At 70.5% G+C, this 18672-nt stretch carries 19 protein-coding genes and 1 riboswitch; of the genes, 18 read left to right on the top strand and 1 reads right to left on the bottom strand.

All coding sequences use genetic code 11. The features are described 5' to 3' along the window. Positions 1 to 127: 127 nt before the first annotated feature. Complete coding sequence (locus L0984_RS02640; protein WP_234192205.1) at positions 128 to 3865, bottom strand: DUF748 domain-containing protein; 3738 nt, start codon at positions 3863 to 3865, stop codon at positions 128 to 130. Positions 3866 to 4505: 640 nt separating this feature from the next. On the opposite strand from L0984_RS02640, the gene L0984_RS02645 reads away from it, so the two are divergent. The 18 genes from L0984_RS02645 to tolA all read left to right on the top strand — a co-directional run bounded on the left by L0984_RS02645 (position 4506) and on the right by tolA (position 18668). After that, entirely contained in the window at positions 4506 to 5399 is an 894-nt protein-coding gene (locus L0984_RS02645) for a lytic transglycosylase domain-containing protein (RefSeq protein ID WP_017759790.1), read from the top strand. 116 nt (positions 5400 to 5515) lie between these two features. Further along, a riboswitch (ZMP/ZTP riboswitch) is annotated at positions 5516 to 5646 on the top strand. A gap of 44 nt (positions 5647 to 5690) precedes the next feature. Next, entirely contained in the window at positions 5691 to 6935 is a 1245-nt protein-coding gene (gene glyA / locus L0984_RS02650; protein ID WP_234192206.1) for a serine hydroxymethyltransferase, read from the top strand. 15 nt (positions 6936 to 6950) lie between these two features. Beyond that, on the top strand, positions 6951 to 7394 hold the full coding sequence (gene nrdR, locus L0984_RS02655; protein WP_017759788.1) for a transcriptional regulator NrdR: 444 nt from the start codon (positions 6951 to 6953) through the stop codon (positions 7392 to 7394). A gap of 216 nt (positions 7395 to 7610) precedes the next feature. Next, positions 7611 to 8111, top strand: a complete 501-nt coding sequence (locus L0984_RS02660; RefSeq protein WP_234192207.1) for a GspH/FimT family pseudopilin — start codon at positions 7611 to 7613, stop codon at positions 8109 to 8111. Next, positions 8108 to 8662 carry a type IV pilus modification protein PilV gene (gene pilV, locus L0984_RS02665; RefSeq protein ID WP_234192208.1) on the top strand — a complete coding sequence of 185 codons (555 nt, stop codon included), beginning with the start codon at positions 8108 to 8110 and terminating at the stop codon, positions 8660 to 8662. The genes L0984_RS02660 and pilV overlap by 4 nt, the downstream gene beginning before the upstream one ends. Continuing rightward, positions 8662 to 9594, top strand: coding sequence for a PilW family protein (locus L0984_RS02670; protein ID WP_234192209.1), 933 nt, complete (start codon positions 8662 to 8664; stop codon positions 9592 to 9594). The genes pilV and L0984_RS02670 overlap by 1 nt, the downstream gene beginning before the upstream one ends. Beyond that, positions 9591 to 10235: a hypothetical protein gene (locus L0984_RS02675; RefSeq protein ID WP_234192210.1), complete on the top strand. Its 645-nt coding sequence runs from the start codon at positions 9591 to 9593 to the stop codon at positions 10233 to 10235. The genes L0984_RS02670 and L0984_RS02675 overlap by 4 nt, the downstream gene beginning before the upstream one ends. Continuing rightward, on the top strand, positions 10232 to 10675 hold the full coding sequence (locus L0984_RS02680; protein WP_234192211.1) for a type IV pilin protein: 444 nt from the start codon (positions 10232 to 10234) through the stop codon (positions 10673 to 10675). The genes L0984_RS02675 and L0984_RS02680 overlap by 4 nt, the downstream gene beginning before the upstream one ends. Further along, on the top strand, positions 10672 to 11832 hold the full coding sequence (gene ribD, locus L0984_RS02685; RefSeq protein ID WP_234192212.1) for a bifunctional diaminohydroxyphosphoribosylaminopyrimidine deaminase/5-amino-6-(5-phosphoribosylamino)uracil reductase RibD: 1161 nt from the start codon (positions 10672 to 10674) through the stop codon (positions 11830 to 11832). The genes L0984_RS02680 and ribD overlap by 4 nt, the downstream gene beginning before the upstream one ends. A gap of 46 nt (positions 11833 to 11878) precedes the next feature. Then, positions 11879 to 12532, top strand: a complete 654-nt coding sequence (locus L0984_RS02690) for a riboflavin synthase (protein WP_234192213.1) — start codon at positions 11879 to 11881, stop codon at positions 12530 to 12532. Next, positions 12529 to 13674, top strand: coding sequence for a bifunctional 3,4-dihydroxy-2-butanone-4-phosphate synthase/GTP cyclohydrolase II (gene ribBA / locus L0984_RS02695; protein ID WP_234192214.1), 1146 nt, complete (start codon positions 12529 to 12531; stop codon positions 13672 to 13674). Before L0984_RS02690 ends, ribBA begins: the two co-directional genes overlap by 4 nt. A gap of 46 nt (positions 13675 to 13720) precedes the next feature. Beyond that, complete coding sequence (ribH, locus tag L0984_RS02700; RefSeq protein WP_234192215.1) at positions 13721 to 14194, top strand: 6,7-dimethyl-8-ribityllumazine synthase; 474 nt, start codon at positions 13721 to 13723, stop codon at positions 14192 to 14194. Continuing rightward, positions 14191 to 14772 carry a transcription antitermination factor NusB gene (nusB, locus tag L0984_RS02705; RefSeq protein WP_234192216.1) on the top strand — a complete coding sequence of 194 codons (582 nt, stop codon included), beginning with the start codon at positions 14191 to 14193 and terminating at the stop codon, positions 14770 to 14772. Before ribH ends, nusB begins: the two co-directional genes overlap by 4 nt. Positions 14773 to 14786: 14 nt before the next feature. After that, complete coding sequence (locus tag L0984_RS02710) at positions 14787 to 16010, top strand: pyridoxal phosphate-dependent aminotransferase (RefSeq protein ID WP_234192765.1); 1224 nt, start codon at positions 14787 to 14789, stop codon at positions 16008 to 16010. Continuing rightward, complete coding sequence (ybgC, locus tag L0984_RS02715) at positions 16007 to 16435, top strand: tol-pal system-associated acyl-CoA thioesterase (RefSeq protein ID WP_234192217.1); 429 nt, start codon at positions 16007 to 16009, stop codon at positions 16433 to 16435. Before L0984_RS02710 ends, ybgC begins: the two co-directional genes overlap by 4 nt. A gap of 14 nt (positions 16436 to 16449) precedes the next feature. Next, a complete protein-coding gene (gene tolQ, locus L0984_RS02720; protein ID WP_234192218.1) occupies positions 16450 to 17154 on the top strand; it encodes a protein TolQ in 705 nt (234 codons plus the stop codon). Between the two features lie 19 nt (positions 17155 to 17173). After that, positions 17174 to 17614, top strand: coding sequence for an ExbD/TolR family protein (locus L0984_RS02725; RefSeq protein ID WP_234192219.1), 441 nt, complete (start codon positions 17174 to 17176; stop codon positions 17612 to 17614). Positions 17615 to 17639: 25 nt separating this feature from the next. Further along, entirely contained in the window at positions 17640 to 18668 is a 1029-nt protein-coding gene (gene tolA, locus L0984_RS02730; RefSeq protein ID WP_234192220.1) for a cell envelope integrity protein TolA, read from the top strand. Positions 18669 to 18672 lie beyond the last annotated feature (4 nt).

The following is an 18672-nucleotide window of genomic DNA, read 5'->3' on the forward strand; positions in this document are numbered from 1 at the left end:
CGGAGGGGGTGGGCCGGCGCGAAGCCGGTCATCCAAGCAAAGGCGCCGGCAAGGCCGGCGCATCCCGCATTGTCGCCCAGGAGCGCGTGCGTCTGGAATACCGCAGAAAGCGGTTGAGGAATCCTTCTCAGGGCATGTCCAGCGCCAAGGCCGTGCCGGGCCTCCAGTCGGCGCCGTCCGCACGCGTACGAACCGCCCCCAGGAAGATCCGGTCGCCGGGCAACTGCCGCTGGAGCAGGTAGTCGCGCACGGCCGCGGCCCGGGCGATGGCCAGCTCGCGGATGGACTGCTCGTCGACGGCGATGGTCGGCAGCAGCAGCTTCTCCATCTCGGCGACCGACTGCGACTTGGCCATGCCGATGAGATTGCGGGGCTTGGGAATGTCGGCCCGCTTGTAGACGGCCTCCAGCAGCGCCGGGTATTCGGCGTCGGTGACCGGGCCGACCTCGGCCGGGTCGGTGCCGCCGCGTACCGCTGCGCGGCGCTTCTCGGCCAGGGCCATGCGGCGCAGGCGCTCGCGCTGCAGCGCGTCGCGTTCACGCTCCAGGCTGGCCTGCCCGACGAGGGTGAGGCGCAGGCCGTCGCGCTGGCCGAGCGCCTTCTCGACCTTGTCCAGGCTCTGCTTCGCCGCGTCGGACAGCGCGTCGCTGCCCAAGGCGAAGGGCACGACGCTCGATTCGCTGCTGCCACCGCCCAGGCCGCCCGTGAGCAGGCTGAACGGAGAGGTCACCGCCTTGGCGATCAGATTGAGGATGCCCTTCCAGATCAGCGGCCCGATGCTGAATTGCGGATCGTTGAGCGAGCCCGACAGCGGCAGGTCGACGTCGATGACGCCGTTGCGATCGGCGAGCAAGGCGACGGCCAGGCGCACCGGCAGGCTGTTGGGCGCATCCTTGACCTCGTCGCCGAAGGCCAACTGGTTGAGCACCAGCTTGTTGGTGGCGGTGAGGCGCCCGTCCGGCGCCACCTGATAGTGCACGTCCACGCTCATCTTGCCGCGCTCGATGCCATGGCCGGCATAGCGGATCGAATAAGGGGACAGCGGCGCCAGCTCCAGGTCGCGCACCTTTGCCGCAATGTCCAGTTCCAGCGGCTTGGCCAGCGGATTGAGCTTGCCCAGGATCTCGAGCGAAGCGGTCTGCTGCGCCTTGCCGCGAAGCTCCAGATCGGCCAGGGCCGGCCGACCGCCGTCGGCCGGTTCGGAGGAGAAGGCACTGAGTCGGCCTGTCAGCTCCGTGAGGTCGGCCGAGTAATTCGGCTGCACGAACAGGTCGGAGAAGTCCACGCGCGCATTGACCACGCTGATCGGGCCGAAATGGATGATGGGCGCAAGTCCTGGCGCGGCCTCTTCCCGCGCAGTGGCCGGCGCTGGCGCCGGTGCGGGGGCCGTTTCGCCGGCATTGGTGGTGGCGCTGGCACCACCCCCCGCGGACGCGGTGCGCGGTGCCGGCCGCTCGGCCGCGGCCCGCTCGCTTTCCTGCTGGCCCTGACGGGTGATGGCCTGCAGGTTCAGGCGCCCCGAGGGCTGCACGATGATCCGTGCGAACGCGTCCGTGAGCGTGGTCTCGCGCACGTCGAGCCGCAGGGCCGCGCGGGGACGCAGATCGAGTTCGAAACCGCGCAGGGCCAGCGTCTTCCAGCGCAGCAGCCGCTCGCCCCGCGCCGCGCCCGTCGCAGGGCTGTCTGCGGCGGTCAGCGCCATGCTGTCCACCCGCAGGTCGTCGACCGACAGGTCGCCGCTGAGCTTTGCCTGCACGCCCGCTGGCTGGACGGCCACCGCCAGCGTTCCCCGGTAGGCGGCGAAGGCACGCCGCACGTCCACATTGAGCGACTGCCCGTAGTAGGGCTGGAAGGCATGCACCGGCAGGCCCGTGGCCTCCAGCCGGCCGGACAGCGCCACCGGGACCATCGCCAGGCTGCCCTTGAAGTCGAAGCGGCCCGGCTCCGACCGGGTGCCTGCCGAGATGCGGCCGGCCAGCTCCACGGGCGACGCCGCGGCAGACGGGGGATCGAGGTCGCGGGCCCGAAGGCGCAGGCTGGCAAGCTTCACCTCCACAGGCGCGCCGGCCTGGGCGCGGTCGGCGAATTCCACGTCACCGCCGTCGACGGACAGGGCGGCGATCCGGACCTTCCACGGGGGCGGCGGCTCGCCCTGCACCTGGCGGGGCTGCGCCACCGGCGCGGTCGATGCGTCGGGCGTGCGCAGCCAGCGCTGGTACATCCAGCGCTGCTCCGCGTCCCGCTCCACCCGGACGCGCGGCTCCGTGGCCGTCAGGCTGCCCACGCTGAGCGTGCGCGCCTTCAGATCGGCCTGCGCATCGCGCACCTCGAAGTGGCCGACCGCAGCCAGGGCCGTCTTGCCTTCGGTCAGCGACAGGCTGTCGAGCGTGGCGCGCTCGGCGGTGAGCAGCAGCGCCTGCGGCGACCACTGCAGTCCCAGCCGGCCGCCCAGGCGTCCGTCCACGGCCGGATTGAGCGTCGAGGCCAGGTAGGGTGCGGCCAGGGACAGCGGGACGTCGCTGGCCTCCAGTTGGGCCTTCACCGCACTCGGGCTGCCCTGCCCTTCGAAGCGCAGCCGACCTTGCGCCACGGCCATCTCGCCCGAGAAGCGGGCCGGCTGCGCCATGGGCCATGCCGCGTCGTCCACCGCGATGCCCAGGCCGGTCACATCGATGGCCGCCGCCGGCCGCACGGAATCGTCGCGCCAGGCCACGCGGCCTTCTCGCACCCCCACGTGATCGACCCGCACCTGCCAGGCACCGGGCGCGGCAGCGTCCTTCGATGGCGCAGAGGTCGGCGGCGAGGCCGTGCGAGCGGCCTGCGCGGTGGCGGGCGCCGGCGTCCGGCCGTCGGTGAGCAGCAGGTTGATGCGACCCTGCGCGTCGCGGCGTGCCGCCAGCGTGGGCGCATCGACCTCCACGGACGCCAGATGCACCTGCCGCTCCAGCGGACGCACATCCGCCAACTGGACCTTCAGCGCATCGAGCCTGAGCAGTTCGCCACCCTGCGCATCCACGGCCTTCACGTCCTTGACCTGGACCGTGCCGGACAGCTTGAGCGAGGCATGGTCGGCCCGCTCGAAGTCCGCACGCAGGTCCACGTCCACGACGCCCGACTGCAACGCGACCGGCAGGCCGGGCGGTGCATAGGCCAGGTAGGGCGCCAGATCGAGGCCGGCGATGTGCAACTGCGCGGCCGTCTTGTGCGTGGCGGCGAAGGGTTGGGACGATGCGGAAGAGTCGAAGCGGCTGCCATTGAGCGTGAATGCCAGCCGGGGCTCGACGTCCACCTCGCGTTTCGATGCCAGGCTGCTGAGGAAGGGCACCTGCACCTCCAGACCCTCGACCACGTGCTGGCGCTTCGCCATCTGGTCGTCCAGCGCAATGCGCCCGTCGTGGATCGCCAGGTTGTAGAGCACGAAGCGGGCGGGCTCGCCCGCGGGCTTGGGCTCGGCGGGGCCGCTCAGCCGGCGCAGGATGTCGTCGATGTCCAGCGTGCCGTCCGCGCGCCGCGTCAACCGCAGCGCGGGCTGCTCGATGCGCAGCGCATCGACCACCGGCGCGAGGCGCAGGAGCGACTGAAGTTCGGCATCGGCATACAGGCGCTTCGCCGTGAACAGCGGCGGCGCGGCATCGACACCAGCAATCGCCAGGTCCGACAGCGACAGCTCCAGCGTCCAGGGCCGGAACTGCACGGCTTCCACGGTGACGCTACGGCCCAGCGCTGCCGATGCCTGCTTCTGGATCTGCCATTTCAGGAGCGGCGGCACGGCGGCCCAGAGCAGCAGCCACAGGAGCAGCAGGCCGGCGACGGCGACGCCCAGCCGCCTCAACCAAAGGCCGTACTTCGTTCCGGAGAAATTCATGGGCGGAGTGTGCCGCAACGCGTACTCGCCCTGCGACGAGAGGCGGGGCGCCCGCCGCGTGGGGCACCCCTTGGGGGCCTCGGCGAACCCCACAACGAAAAAGCCCGGTGGCTGCTTGCACAGGCCACCGGGCTCGACGGAGGGCCCCAGGCCGCATCCGTCTTTTGGCGCGGGAAGAAGAAGGTTCCCGACGCACTGGCAGCAAGGGATTGCCGCCGAGGGGCCGGGCCACTCATCAGGACTGCGTCCTTCAGGAGAAGCGCCGGCGGAGCGTCTGCGATGCAGACGGCTGCAGATTAGGCCTGCCGACCGGGCGTGGCAAATGAAGTCGAGCGATGAGGCTGCGTGCGGCCATAGACAAACTTTTCAGCACCTATTTAGCATAAAGAATAGATTCGATATTCTTGACCGTGTATTTGACGGTTCCTAGAATGCGCGCTGCCCGGGCTCCCGCAGTCCTACTCCCCGGGCTCTCTTCCGGACTTCCCAGGTCCGGCCTCTCTGGCGAAGTCAGGACGCCCGTGCACCTTGTATCCCTGCACGGACCTGTTCTCCGCCGCATCACGCGATCGTTCGAGGCAGTCGGCACCCTGGTGCACGACTCGCAGCCTTGGAGCTCGCAGAGAAAGGAAAGTAGCGAATGAATCAGGTCTTGCGGGCTGGCATGCAGGGGTTGCGAACCTTTGCCAGCGACGTAGCCGATGGTTTCTTCGAGATCGTCCACAACGGCTTCGCGCTGATCGGGCTCGCGCTCGTGTTCGTCGTCGTCGCACTGGCCGCCCGCCCCGACCTGCAACAGGTCGGCGAGGAGCGTTTGGCTGCCTGGGTGGAATCTCGCAAGCCGGCACCGGCCCCCACCGATCCGGCACCCAACGCCGTGGAGCGAGCCACCGCGGCGCGCCCCGAAGAACTGCCCCGCCCCCAGGCGGCCGTGGCCTACTGGCTCAGCCGCAAATACAAGGTGGCGGCCGAGCCCCTGAGCGTGCTGGTGGCCGAGGCCTACGACATCGGCCGGCAGACCAAGCTCGATCCGACGCTGATCCTGGCCATCATGGCCGTCGAATCGAGCTTCAACCCCTTCGCCCAGAGCCCCGTCGGCGCACAGGGCCTGATGCAGGTGATGACCCGCGTCCATGGCGACAAGTACGAGCCGGCCGGTGGCACGCTCGCGGCCTTCGACCCCATCACCAACCTGCGCGTCGGCGTCAAGGTGCTGCAGGAATGCATCGCCCGCGCCGGCTCGCTGGAAGGCGGCCTGCGCTATTACGTCGGTGCCGCGAACCTGGGTGACGACGGCGGCTACACCGTGAAGGTGATGGCCGAGCACGACCGCCTGCGCCAGGTGGCCAACGGCCGCAACGTGCCGATCTTCACCCCCTCGGCACCGGCCGCCACCACGCCGCCGCCAGCCGCGATGCCGACGCAGCCCACGCAACGGACCCAGCCGATCCCGGTCATGGCCCCGGCGGGAGAGCCCAAGCCCGCGACGCGGCCGCCCGCCACGGTCGCCCTGCTGGAACAACCCGCCTCCTGACCGCTGCCGCCCGGCACCCCTCCCAGGCGCCTTTGATCAGGCGCCTTTTTCTTTCTTGGGCGCGGCGCGCTGCGGTTCCCCTGGGACGAGGGAGGGACGAAGGCCTCGGCTACACTCCGCCGGTGCGCGACTGGCGATAGGCGCGGCCCCTCCTCGCGAGGCGAGCCGGCTGACGTGGATGACCACTGGGAAGCGCACCGCCCGCGGCTGGCGCCGGGGCGATCAGCCGTTCGCCTGGGCAGCCCTTGCCGGATCCGACGCCGCAAGGTCCCTCTTCTTCGAAGGACTGCCATGTACCAACGCAATATCCTGGTCCAAGAGACCGATCCCGAGCTGTACGCCGCCATCGTCGCCGAGACGCAGCGCCAGGAAGACCACATCGAGCTGATCGCCAGCGAGAACTACGCCTCGCCGGCCGTGATGGCCGCGCAGGGCTCGCAGCTCACCAACAAGTACGCCGAAGGCTACCCGGGCAAGCGCTACTACGGCGGCTGCGAATATGTCGACGTGGCCGAGCAGCTGGCCATCGACCGCATCAAGCAACTCTTCGGCGCCGACGCCGCCAACGTACAGCCGCACTGCGGCGCCTCCGCCAATGAGGCCGTGTTCCTGGCCTTCCTCAAGCCTGGCGACACCATCATGGGCATGAGCCTGGCCGAAGGCGGCCACCTCACCCACGGCATGCCGCTGAACATGTCGGGCAAGTGGTTCAACGTCGTCTCGTACGGCCTGAACGACAAGGAAGAGATCGACTACGACGCGATGGAGCGCAAGGCCCACGAGTCCAAGCCCAAGCTGATCGTGGCCGGTGCCTCGGCCTACAGCCTGCGCATCGACTTCGAACGTTTCGCCAAGGTGGCCAAGGATGTCGGCGCCATCTTCATGGTCGACATGGCCCACTACGCCGGCCTGATCGCCGCGGGCGTGTACCCCAACCCGGTGCCCCATGCCGACGTGGTGACCTCCACCACCCACAAGAGCCTGCGCGGCCCGCGCGGCGGCTTCATCCTGATGAAGGCCGAGCACGAGAAGGCGATCAACAGCGCCATCTTCCCCGGCCTGCAGGGCGGCCCGCTGATGCATGTCATCGCCGCCAAGGCCGTCGCCTTCAAGGAAGCGCTGACCCCGGAGTTCAAGGCCTACCAGCAGCAGGTGGTGAAGAACGCGCAGATCGTGGCCGAGACGCTGACCTCGCGCGGCCTTCGCATCGTGAGCGGCCGTACCGAGAGCCACGTCATGCTGGTCGACCTGCGCGCCAAGGGCATCACCGGCAAGGAAGCCGAGGCCGTGCTGGGCAGCGCCCACATGACCATCAACAAGAACGCGATCCCCAACGATCCCGAGAAGCCCTTCGTGACCAGCGGCGTGCGTGTCGGCACCCCGGCCATGACTACCCGCGGCTTCAAGGACGAGGAGGCCCGCGCCACGGCCCACCTGATCGCCGACGTGCTGGACAACCCGCGCGACGCCGCCAACATCGAGGCCGTGCGCGCCAAGGTGGCCGCGCTGACCAGCCGCTTCCCGGTCTACCGCTGAGACAGGCCAGGCCGCATGAAATGCCCCTTCTGCGGCCACGCCGAGACGCAGGTCGTCGAGACCCGCATCTCGGAAGACGGTGACTTCGTCCGCCGCCGCCGCCAGTGCGGCGGCTGCGAGAAGCGCTTCACCACCTACGAGCGGCCGGACGTCAACTTCCCGGCGGTCGTCAAGAAGGACGGCAGCCGCGCCGACTACGACCCGGCCAAGGTGCGTGCCTCGATGATGCTCGCCCTGCGCAAGCGGCCCGTGGGCGTGCAGCAGATCGACGAGGCGCTCATGCGCATCGAGCAGACGTTGCTGTCGGGCGGGCTGCGCGAGATCGAGTCGAGCAAGCTCGGCGAACTGGTCATGCACGAGCTGCAGCGGCTGGACAAGGTCGCCTACGTGCGCTTCGCCTCGGTGTACCGCAGCTTCGAGGACGTCGAAGAGTTCCGCCGGCTTTTGCGGGACATCTGACCGGCGCCCGCCCCTGGGGCGACAGCATGCCGACGCATGTCCGCATGCGTCGGCTCACCTTCCTTTCCGGACTCTCCCTGCCCGTCCGCTGATCGCCCCAGGCGGCGCTCCCGTCGTGCATCGGTGCCTGGCGCATGGATGCGTCCCTAACATCCCGCGCTCGAACGGGAACGAGGGGGGCGCACCATGCGAGGAAGGAACGCGCGATCGGCGCGGATGCGGGGCTTTTCGCTGGTAGAGGGGCTGATCTGCCTGGCCGTCATGCTGACGGCCGCCACGGTGGCCATGCCCAACGTGGCGCGCTGGCTGCGCGACTGGCAGAGCAGCCGCGCCGGCCAGGCCCTGCGCGAGAGCCTCGACCTCGCGCGCATCCACGCCCTGCGTTCCTCCGGCCGGGCCACGGTCTGCGTCAGCGCCGACGGCAACGGCTGCCTCGCCTCCTCGGACTGGAGCGCCGGCTGGATCGTCTTCGGCGACCGTGACGGCGATGGCGTGCGCGGCACCGACGAGCCGCTGCTGCACGTCCAGCCGCGCCTGCCCGGGCTGCTGCGCATCGCGCCGGCCAGCGGCAGCATCCAGCGCCTCGTGTTCCTGCCCAACGGCCTGCTGAACAGCACGCCGACCAGCCTCGCGATCACCTCGGCCCATCCCGAAGTGCCGGTGCGCAAGCTGGTGCTCAACCGCATCGGCCGTGCGCGGGTGACGACCGGATCGTGAGGGTGGCCGCCATCGCGCCTCGCCGCCGCGCTCCGGGCTTTTCGCTGCTCGAAGTGCTCGTCGCGCTGATGCTGCTGGCCGGTGCGGCCCTGGGTGGGGCGCGGCTGGCCGCACGCACCTACCAGCAACTTCAGGCCACCCAGCAACGGGCGGCCGCCCTCCTCCTCGCGCAGGACCATGCCGAACGCGCCCGCATGAATCCCAGGGGGCTGCAGGAGGGGCGCTATGCGCTCGGCCTCGATCAGCCACCGCCTGCAGCCGCCGCACCCGCGGCCGACCTGGCCGACGCCGCCGAGGCCGCGCGGCGGGTCGCAGCCCTGGACCAGCGCAACCTGCTCACGGCGGCGGCCGCCCAACTGCCCCAGGCTCGTGCGCAGGTGAAGACCACCCTGGACAGCGGCGTCCAGGTGCTGCAGGTCTGGCTGGTCTGGTGGAACGCCGGCGCGGCAGCCGGGGACGGACTGGGTGCCGCCAACCAGGCCGACTGCCCGGCCGAACTTGGAAAGCCTGCCCCGGAGCAGGCCTGCCTCTTCCAGCGCTTCGCCCTCTGATGCCATCGCAACACCATCGGCACGCGCGACACCGGCAGGCGGGCACCAGCCTCGTCGAGTTGCTGCTGTCCTCGGCCATCGGCCTTGCCCTCGTGCTTCTGGCAGTCCAGGTCTACGTGAGCACCGGCCAGCCGGTACGCCGCGTCGCGGCGCAGGTGCAACTCCACAGCGACGGCGCGATGACCCTGCAACTGCTGGCACAGCAGGTGCGGCTGGCCGGGTTGTCGGAGCTCGACGACCAGGGCACGCCGCATTTCCAGGGCCTTGCCGTGCGAGGCTGCGCAGGCGCCTTTGCCGAGACGGGTGCCACCTTCGACGCACTGGCCTGCAAGGCGTCCACCGGGGACGCGCGGCCGCACGCCTTCGCGATCCGGCATCAGGCGGACGCCCATGTCACGGTGCCCGTGGGCACCGACCAGCCGTCCAACTGCGTGCTGGAGGGCATCGCCGCCTGGGCCACGTCCAGCGCGGACGGCGCCCTGCGCTACGCGCTGGCCGACCAGCGCTACTTCATCGAGCCCGACGAGGACGGCGTGCCCACGCTGTACTGTCGCGGCATGCGCGACGCGGGCGTGATGGGCAGCAAGCAGGCCCTCGCCAGCCAGGTCGAGGACATGCGCGTGCTCTACGCCGTGACCCGCCTTCCCGACGGCAGCGAACCGCAGCCGGCGCAGGTCACGGCCTATGTGCGAGCCGACGACGCTGCGCTGGGCGCCACCGCCGAGCGCTGGCGGCGCGTGATCGGCATGAGCCTGTGCATCGTCGTGCGCAGTGCCTTGCCGGTGGCAGGCGCCCAGCAGACGCCCGAGTCCTACCTCGATTGCGACGGCCAGCCGCAGCAGGCCCTGGACGGACGGCTGCGGCGCAGCTTTCGCACCACGGTCTTCTTCCATGCCCTGCGGCCGGCACTGGACGCGGGAACCTCCCCATGAAGCGCCGCAGTCGCCAGGCACCCCGCGCGCGACATCTGGCCGAGCGAGGGCAGGCTTTCGTCGTCCTGATGCTGCTCCTGCCTGCGCTGACAGCGGCCACCGCCCTGGCGGTGCGGAGCGCCATCACCGCCGCCCGGCAGTTGCAGGCCCAGCAGACCAGTGCGCAGGCCCAGGAGGCCGCCAGCCTCGCCCTGCGCCAATGCGAAGCGCTGGTCATGGCGGCACTCGCCCCCGATGCGGCCGATCCGCGAACCGTCGCCGTGACCGCCGCCCAGGCCGAGCAGACCTGGAACCGGCTGTCTGCCTGGCGCCCCGGCGCCTCGGGCCTGCGCACCGCCACCGTCGCCGGACCCGATGGCCGCAGCCTGGGCGCGGGGCAATGCCTGTTCCAGAGGCTCGCGGACGGCGCGCAGGGCCTGCGCTTCGTGGTCACGGCACGGGGTCTCTCGGCCGATGCGCAGGTCTCGGCGCAGACCGGCATGCTGCTCGACGGTGCCGAGGCCTGGCAGCAGGCGGTGCTGCGCAAGACCGCCGACCCTTGCCAGGGCGCGGGCGCGCCGTCCGCCCCGACCTGCGCACCCCCAGGCTGGACGCGCCGCTGGCGCACGTTGATCACCCCTCCCGCTGCCAACCCCGGATGAACCGTTCTTCCCCGCGCCGGCCGCCCACCGGCTTCTCGCTGATCGAACTGCTGGCGGCGCTGACCATCGCCACGCTGCTGGCCGCCATCGCGCTGCCGGCCTACCAGGAGCACGTGCGACGCACCCATCGCGCGGCGGCCCAATTGGCCCTCATGGAGGCCGAGCATCATCTGCATCGCTACCACGCCGCCCGCCTGAGCTTTGCGGGCGCGGCACTGCCGGACGCCCTGACCCGCGTGCCCGCCACCGGCGCTGCCGTCTATCGCCTGACGCTGGCGCTCGACGCCAGCCAGCCGCAGCGCTTCACGCTGGCCGCCACGCCCACGGGCGCCATGCAGGGCGACCGCTGCGGCACGCTGTCCGTCGACCAGACCGGCCGTCGCACGATCAGCAACAATGCCGCGGACATCCTGCCGAGCGACTGCTTCAAAGCCTCATGAGCGACCTCCCCGTCCTGCCGCCCCTGCCCGACCACGACCTCGCCTGGATGGCCAGGGCGCTGGAACTGGCCCGGGGCGCCATCGGCCTGTCCGATCCCAACCCCCGCGTCGGCTGCGTGATCGTGGCCGAGGACGGCACGGTGCTGGGACAGGGCCACACCCAGCAGGCCGGCGGCCCCCATGCCGAAGTGATGGCGCTGCGCGATGCCCAGGCGCGCGGCCATGCCGTGAAGGGTGCCACCGCCTATGTGACGCTCGAGCCCTGCAGCCACCACGGCCGCACGCCGCCCTGCTGCGATGCGCTGGTGGCGGCCGGCGTGGGCCGCGTCGTCGCGGCGCTGCAGGACCCGAACCCCCAGGTGGCCGGCCGCGGCATGGCGCGCCTGCGTGCGGCCGGCATCGACGCCCGCCTGCTCGACGGCGCCAGCGAGCCGGCCCAGGGCGCGCGCGCCCTCAACATCGGCTTCTTCAGCCGCATGGTGCGCGCCAGGCCCTGGGTCCGCCTCAAGATCGCCGCCTCGCTGGACGGCAAGACCGCCCTGCCCGACGGCACCAGCCAATGGATCACCGGCGAGGCCGCCCGCGCCGACGGCCACCGCTGGCGGGCCCGCGCCGCCGCCCTGCTCACCGGCGCTGGCACCGTGCTGGACGACGACCCCCGGCTGGATGTGCGCGGCCTGACCATCGCCCGCCAGCCCACGCTGGTGGTGGTGGACAGCCGTCTGCAGACCCCGCTGGACGCCCGGCTGTTCGCGGCCGAACGGCCGGTCTGGTTCTACGCGGCAGCGCCCGAGGACGCACGGGCCGATGCGCTGCAGGCGCGCGGCGCCCACCTGACGCGCATGGCCGACGCCCAGGGCAAGGTCGACCTCGCCGCGATGCTGGCCGACCTGGCGCGGCGCGAGATCAACGAGCTGCATGTGGAAGCCGGCCACAAGCTCGCCGGCTCGCTGCTGCGGGCCGGGCTGGTCGACGAGCTGCTGGTCTACCTCGCGCCCAAGCTCATCGGCGAGGGGTTGGACATGTTCCACCGGCCCACGCCCACCAGCCCGCTGGCCTCGCTGGCGGACGCGCCGGCGTGGGTCTTCCACAACGTGCAGCGCATCGGCGAGGACCTGCGCATCGTCGCCCGTCCAGCCGGCCGCGACGCGTTTTGACCCAGCGCGCGGTTCGCGCCTCGCCAGTCTGCGAAAATGGCGCGCTATGTTCACCGGCATCATCACCGGCATGGGGCGCATCGCCGCCGTCCATGACCTCGGAAGCTCCTCTCTTCACGGCAAGCGGCTGGACATCGAGGCGCCTGCCGGCTATCTGGACGACGTCGGCCTCGGCGACAGCATCGCCCTCAACGGCGCCTGCATGACGGTCACCTCGCTCGACCCGGCCGCCTCGCGCTTCACCATCGACATCTCGGCCGAATCGCTGGCCAAGACGGCCGGCCTCGGCGAGGCGGGCACGGCCCTCAACCTCGAGAAGGCCCTGCGTCCGCAGGACCGGCTCGGCGGCCACATCGTCTCGGGCCACGTGGACGGCATCGGCCGCGTCAGCCGCTTCGAGTCGCAGGGCGAGAGCTGGAACCTGCGCATCCTGGCGCCCGCCGCGCTCGGCCGCTTCATGGCCTACAAGGGCTCGGTCACGGTCAACGGCGTGAGCCTCACGGTCAACACCGTCGAGGACCATGCCGAGGGCTGCGAGATCGGCATCAACCTCATCCCCCACACCGTCGAACACACCACGCTGGGCCTGCTCAAGGCCGGCAGCCAGGTCAACCTTGAGATCGACACCGTGGCCCGTTACGTGGAGCGCATGCTGCAGGCCGGCACCGCAGTCTCCGGTCTACCCTCCCTCGCACCATGAGCGCTTCCATCAGTTCCCTGCCCACCGCGGCCGTCACGCCCGCGCCCATCTCGCCGGTCGAGGAGATCGTCGAGGAGATCCGCGCCGGCCGCATGGTCATCCTCGTCGACGAGGAAGATCGCGAGAACGAGGGCGACATCGTCATCGCCGCCGACCACATCACGCCCGAGAGCATCAACTTCATGGCCCGCCATGCGCGCGGCCTGATCTGCCTGACGCTGTCGCGCGAGATGTGCGAGCGCCTGAACCTGCCGCCCATGGTGGCGCGCAACGGCGCCAAGCATTCCACCGCCTTCACCGTCTCCATCGAGGCAGCCGAGGGCGTGACCACCGGCATCTCCGCCGCCGACCGGGCGCGCACCGTGCAGGCCGCCGTAGCGCCCGACGCCCGCGCCAGCGACCTCGTGCAGCCGGGCCACATCTTCCCGCTGCAGGCCGTCGATGGCGGCGTGCTCATGCGCGCCGGCCACACCGAAGCCGGCTCCGACCTCGCCCGCATGGCCGGCTGCTCGCCTGCCTCGGTCATCTGCGAGGTGATGAACGACGACGGCACCATGGCCCGCCTGCCCGACCTGCAGCGCTTCGCCGCCGAGCATGGTCTGAAGATCGGCACCATCGCCGCGCTGATCGAATACCGCAGCCGCCACGAGTCGCTGGTGCAGCGCGTGGGCAGCCGCGAGGTGCAGACGGCGCACGGCCCCTTCCAGCTGCATGCCTTCCGCGACCAGCCCAGCGGCGGCTTCCACCTGGCCCTGGTGCGTGGCGAATGGCAGCCCGACGAGCCGGTGCCGGTGCGCGTGCACGAGCCGCTGTCGGTGCTCGACCTGATCGAGCTGCACCGCCCCATGCACACCTGGAGCCTCGATGCGGCGCTCGCCCACATCGCCGGTGCCGGCAAGGGTGTGGCGGTGCTGCTGAACTGCGGCGAAAGCGCCAGCGACCTGCTGGCCCAGTTCGAAGGCACGGCGCGCCCCGCCCAGGCGCCCGAGCGCGGCCGCATGGACCTGCGCAGCTACGGCGTGGGCGTGCAGATCCTGCGCGAATGCGGCATCCAGAAGATGCTGCTGATGGGCAAGCCCCGCCGCATGCCCAGCCTGGTGGCCGGCTACGGCGTCGAAATCGCCGGCTACGTGACCAAATGACCCGGGGCGGCCATGGCCGCTCCAACCCCATAAAAAAAGAATCCTCATGCTCAACGCCAACAAGGGAGCGGTCGGCCCGCTCGACGGACGCGGCCTTCGCATCGGCATCGTCCAGGCCCGCTTCAACGAAGACATCACCAACGCGCTGGCCGAGGCCTGCCTGGCCGAGCTGACCCGGCTGAACGTGCAACCCGCCGACATCGAGCATGTGCTCGTGCCCGGCGCGCTCGAAGTGCCGCTGGCCCTGCAGGCCATGGCGCAGCACGGCGGCTTCGATGCGCTGGTGGCGCTGGGCTGCATCATCCGCGGCGAGACCTACCACTTCGAGCTGGTGGCCAACGAATCCGGCGCCGGCGTCACCCGCGTGGGCCTGGACCATCGCCTGCCCATCGCCAACGCCATCCTCACGACCGAGGACATGCCGCAGGCCGTCGCCCGCCAGACCGACAAGGGCCGCGATGCGGCCACTGTGGCAGTGGAGATGGCCCGGCTGGTGCAGCGCATCGGAGGCCAGGCATGAGCAGCACCCAACCGCCCGAAGACGCCCCGCTGACCGGCACCGAACTGCCGGCTGAAGGCGAGGTCCGCCCGGTGGCTCCGGCGGCCGGCGCCAAGCCCGGCACCAAGTCCAACGGCGTGCGCAAGGCTTCGGCCAAGTCGGCTCGCACGCGGGCCCGCGAATTCGCCGTGCAGGCGCTCTACCAGCACCTGGTGGGCCGCAACGACGCTTCGGCCATCGACGCCTTCACCCGCGACCTCTCGGGCTTCCACAAGGCCGATTCGGCCCATTACGACGCCCTGCTGCACGGTTGCGTGAACGAGGCCGCCGAGTTGGACGCGCTGATCGTGCCGCTGCTGGACCGCAAGCTCGAAGAGATCTCGCCCATCGAGCATGCCGTGATGTGGATCGGCGCCTACGAATTCCGCCATTGCGCGGACGTGCCCTGGCGCGTGGTCATCAACGAATGCATCGAGCTCGCCAAGGAGTTCGGCGGCACCGACGGCCACAAGTACGTCAACGGCGTGCTGGGTGGCCTGGCGCCGCAGCTTCGCGCGCCCGAGGTCGAAGCCGACCGCGCCTCCGGCAAGGCGCGATGAGCGTCGCCCCGCCCCTGCGCATCGCCCGCCGGGCCGAGCGCATCGAGCCCTTCTTCGTCATGGAAGTGGCCAAGGCCGCCAGCGCACTGGCGCGCGAGGCCGCCACCGGCAGCCAGCCGATGCTCTACCTGAACATCGGCGAGCCCGACTTCACCGCACCGCCGCTGGTGCAGGAAGCCGCGGCCCGCGCCGTCTCGGCCGGCCGCACGCAATACACGCCCGCCGTCGGCATCGACGCGCTGCGCGAGCGCATCAGCGGCTGGTATGCACAGCGCTTCGGCCTCGACGTGCCGGCGCGACGCATCGTGGTCACGGCCGGTGCCTCGGCCGCGCTGCAGCTGGCCTGCCTGGCGCTGATCGAGGCCGGCGACGAGATCCTCATGCCGGACCCGAGCTACCCGTGCAACCGGCATTTCGTGAGCGCCGCAGAGGGGCGCGCGGTGTTGCTGCCGACCACGGCGGAAGGCCGCTTCCAGCTCACGGCCGAGCAGGTGGAGGGCGCCTGGAACGAACGCACGCGCGGCGTGCTGCTGGCCTCGCCTTCCAACCCGACCGGCACCTCGATCCCGCTGGACGAACTGCGCCGCATCCACGAAGTGGTCAAGGCCCACGACGGCATCACACTGGTGGACGAGATCTACCTGGGCCTGAGCTACGGCGCCGCCCTGGGCGACGCGGCGGAGGCCGATGCCCGCTTCGGCCACAGCGCACTCGCCATCGACGACAACGTCATCAGCATCAACAGCTTCAGCAAGTACTTCAGCATGACCGGCTGGCGCCTGGGCTGGCTGGTGGTGCCCGAGGCGTTGGTGCCGGTGGTCGAGCGGCTGGCGCAGAACCTGTTCATCTGCGCCAGCGCCATCGCCCAGCAGGCGGCGCTGGCCTGCTTCGAGCCCGAGAGCATCGCCGAGTACGAACGCCGTCGGGCCGAGTTCAAGGCCCGCCGCGACTGGTTCATTCCGCAGCTCGAATCGCTGGGCCTGCCGGTGCCGGTGGTGCCCGACGGCGCCTTCTATGCGTGGGCCGACTGCAGCGAATTCGCGCGCCATCTCGGCATTTCCGGCCCCGAGACAAGCTGGGACTTCACCTTCGAGCTGATGAAGCGTGCCCACGTCACCGTTGCGCCGGGCCGCGACTTCGGCACCGACCAGACGGGCCGCTTCATCCGCTTTTCCACCGCCAACGCCTTGCCCCAGCTCGAAGAGGCGGTCGCCCGCCTGCGCGCACTCGTCCGATGAACCGCTTCACCCACGACATCCGCGTCTATTGGGAAGACACCGACGCAGGCGGCATCGTCTTCTACGCCAATTACCTCAAGTTCATGGAGCGCGCCCGCACCGAGTGGCTGCGTGCCATGGGCGTGCAGCAGCAGCTGCTCCGCGACGAGACCGGTGGCATGTTCGTCGTCACCGAGACCCAGGTGCGCTACCACCGTCCGGCACGGCTCGACGACCTGCTGTGCGTCTCGGCCGAGCTCAAGCACATGGGCCAGGCGTCCATCACGCTCTCACAGCAGGTCGTGCTGGCCGCCGACCCCGCGTACAAGCTGGCCGAAGGCACCATCCGCATTGGCTGGGTCGAGGCGGCGACGCTGCGCCCGCTGCGCATGCCGGCCACGTTGCTGGGAACCCTCGAACGCCATCGCGCTCCATCCAACGCATAACCACACCGAAGAACATGAACCAGGATATGTCCATCGTTTCCCTCATCCTGCAGGCGAGCATCGTCGTGCAGTTCGTGATGGCGCTGCTGGCCTGCGTCTCGGTGGCCAGTTGGGCCGCCATCATCCGCAAGTTCTTCGCCCTGCGACGCATGCGTGCGCTCAACGACGAGTTCGAGCGCGAGTTCTGGTCGGGCTCCAGCCTGAACGAGCTCTACGCCGCTGCCGCGCAGAACGCCAAGCTGGCCGGCCCCATGGAGCGCATCTTCGCCTCGGGCATGCGCGAGTACCAGAAGCTGCGCGAGCGCCGCATCGGCGACGCCAGCACGCTGCTGGACGGCACCCGCCGCGCCATGCGCGCCAGCTTCCAGCGCGAGATGGACGCGGCCGAATCCAACCTGTCCTTCCTGGCCACCGTCGGTTCGGTCAGCCCCTACGTGGGCCTGTTCGGCACGGTGTGGGGGATCATGCATGCCTTCACGGGCCTGTCGACCATGACGCAGGTGACGCTCTCCACCGTGGCCCCCGGCATTGCCGAGGCGCTGGTGGCGACGGCCATCGGCCTGTTCGCTGCCATCCCGGCGGTGGTGGGCTACAACCGCTTCGCCCGCGACATCGACAAGGTCGCGATCGCGCTGGAGACCTTCACGGAGGAGTTCTCCAACATCCTGCAGCGCAACCTGTCCACCGCGCCCGCCGCCGCCACCGCGGCCGGCCACTGAACCGCCAGGAGAGCCAAGCATGCCCGCCGTCGCCTCCCGCGGCCGAGGTCGCCGCACGATCAACGAGATCAACATGGTCCCGTTCATCGACGTGATGCTGGTGCTGCTGATCATCTTCATGGTCACGGCGCCGCTGATCACGCCCAGCGTCATCAACCTGCCCACGGTCGACAAGGCCAACCGCCAGCCCGACAAGCCCCTGGAGGTCACGATCAAGAGCGACGACGTGATCGAGTTCAAGAAGGACCCGAGCTCCGGCTCCTCTGGCCTGCAGGTGCCCATGAACCAGATCGGCCAGGCCGTGAAGGCCGCCCAGAACGGCGACGACCAGCGCCCGGTGGTCATCAGCGCCGACAAGTCGGTCAAATACGAGACGGTGGTGAAGGCCATGAACCAGCTCAAGCGCGCTGGCATCGAACGTGTGGGCCTGTCGGTGCAGGCCACCGGCAGCGGCCGCTGAGCGGCCCCGCGAGGACCCCGCCCCGATGTCCCTGGCTTCCGAACGCTCAGAGTTCAATCCCCCCCCGCAGCGCGGCACGGTGCGCGCCGTGGTGCTGGCCCTGCTGGCCCATGCGCTGCTGATCGCTGCCCTGACCTGGGGCGTGCGCTGGAAGCGCGAAGGCGACGACGAGCCGGTCGAGGCCGAGATCTGGTCGGCCACCGTGCAGCAGGCGCGGCAGAACGTGACGCCCACGCCACCGCCGCCGCCTGCCCCGGCGCCCACGCCCGCTCCGCCGCCTCCACCGCCCCCTCCCCCGCCGCCTGCCCCTGCGGTGGCGCCGACACCACCGCCCCCCAAGGCGCCGGACATCGCCCTGGAGCGCGAACGCAAGCAGCGCGAGCAACAGGCCCAGCGCGAGGAAGAAGAGCGCCAGGCCGAGAAGAAGCGCCAGCAGGAAGCCCAGCGCAAGGCCGAGCAGGACCGCAAGGAGCAGGAAGCCCGCAAGCGCGAACAGGAAGAAGACCGCCGCCAGAAGGAACAGCAGCGTCTGGCCGATCAGAAGAAGCAGGAACAGGCCGAGAAGGCTGCGGCCGACAAGGCAGCGGCGCAAAAGGCCGCTGCGGCGGAAAAGGCGGCTGCCGACAAGCGCGCCAAGGAGGCCGCCGCCGCCCGCGCCGCCGCGCTGGAGAAGGAACGGCAGGACAACATCCGCCGCATGCTGGGCCAGGCCAACGGCGGCGCCGACCAGTCGAGCGGACCGCGCTCGGGCAAGGGCAATGGCAGCGGCGGTGTGTCCGCCGGTTACCTGGGTCGCGTGGCCGCGCTGATCAAGCGCAACGTGGTCTTCGATCCCAACTCGGTGCCGGGCAACCCGGCGGTGGAAATCCAGATCCAGACCTCGCCGGACGGCACCATCGTCGGCACGCCACGGGTCACCAAGTCCAGCGGCAACCCGTCCTGGGACGATGCCGCGGTGCGTGCCGTCCAACGCGCCGAGGTCATGCCGCGCGACACGGATGGGCGTGTGCCTTCGCCCTTCCCGATCATCGTGATGCGCCCCAAGGACTTCTGATTCC

Origin of the sequence: Pseudacidovorax sp. NFM-22 (genome assembly GCF_021401245.1) — a bacterium.
Classification (GTDB): Bacteria; Pseudomonadota; Gammaproteobacteria; order Burkholderiales; family Burkholderiaceae_C; genus Xenophilus.

What these genes read in the sequence shown, in the direction of transcription:
- L0984_RS02640 (WP_234192205.1), bottom strand. Translation starts at nt 3,865, where the DNA reads ATGAATTTCTCCGGAACGAAGTACGGCCTTTGGTTGAGGCGGCTGGGC.
- L0984_RS02645 (WP_017759790.1), top strand. Translation starts at nt 4,506, where the DNA reads ATGAATCAGGTCTTGCGGGCTGGCATGCAGGGGTTGCGAACCTTTGCC.
- glyA (WP_234192206.1), top strand. Translation starts at nt 5,691, where the DNA reads ATGTACCAACGCAATATCCTGGTCCAAGAGACCGATCCCGAGCTGTAC.
- nrdR (WP_017759788.1), top strand. Translation starts at nt 6,951, where the DNA reads ATGAAATGCCCCTTCTGCGGCCACGCCGAGACGCAGGTCGTCGAGACC.
- L0984_RS02660 (WP_234192207.1), top strand. Translation starts at nt 7,611, where the DNA reads ATGCGGGGCTTTTCGCTGGTAGAGGGGCTGATCTGCCTGGCCGTCATG.
- L0984_RS02670 (WP_234192209.1), top strand. Translation starts at nt 8,662, where the DNA reads ATGCCATCGCAACACCATCGGCACGCGCGACACCGGCAGGCGGGCACC.
- L0984_RS02675 (WP_234192210.1), top strand. Translation starts at nt 9,591, where the DNA reads ATGAAGCGCCGCAGTCGCCAGGCACCCCGCGCGCGACATCTGGCCGAG.
- L0984_RS02680 (WP_234192211.1), top strand. Translation starts at nt 10,232, where the DNA reads ATGAACCGTTCTTCCCCGCGCCGGCCGCCCACCGGCTTCTCGCTGATC.
- ribD (WP_234192212.1), top strand. Translation starts at nt 10,672, where the DNA reads ATGAGCGACCTCCCCGTCCTGCCGCCCCTGCCCGACCACGACCTCGCC.
- L0984_RS02690 (WP_234192213.1), top strand. Translation starts at nt 11,879, where the DNA reads ATGTTCACCGGCATCATCACCGGCATGGGGCGCATCGCCGCCGTCCAT.
- ribBA (WP_234192214.1), top strand. Translation starts at nt 12,529, where the DNA reads ATGAGCGCTTCCATCAGTTCCCTGCCCACCGCGGCCGTCACGCCCGCG.
- ribH (WP_234192215.1), top strand. Translation starts at nt 13,721, where the DNA reads ATGCTCAACGCCAACAAGGGAGCGGTCGGCCCGCTCGACGGACGCGGC.
- nusB (WP_234192216.1), top strand. Translation starts at nt 14,191, where the DNA reads ATGAGCAGCACCCAACCGCCCGAAGACGCCCCGCTGACCGGCACCGAA.
- ybgC (WP_234192217.1), top strand. Translation starts at nt 16,007, where the DNA reads ATGAACCGCTTCACCCACGACATCCGCGTCTATTGGGAAGACACCGAC.
- tolQ (WP_234192218.1), top strand. Translation starts at nt 16,450, where the DNA reads ATGAACCAGGATATGTCCATCGTTTCCCTCATCCTGCAGGCGAGCATC.
- L0984_RS02725 (WP_234192219.1), top strand. Translation starts at nt 17,174, where the DNA reads ATGCCCGCCGTCGCCTCCCGCGGCCGAGGTCGCCGCACGATCAACGAG.
- tolA (WP_234192220.1), top strand. Translation starts at nt 17,640, where the DNA reads ATGTCCCTGGCTTCCGAACGCTCAGAGTTCAATCCCCCCCCGCAGCGC.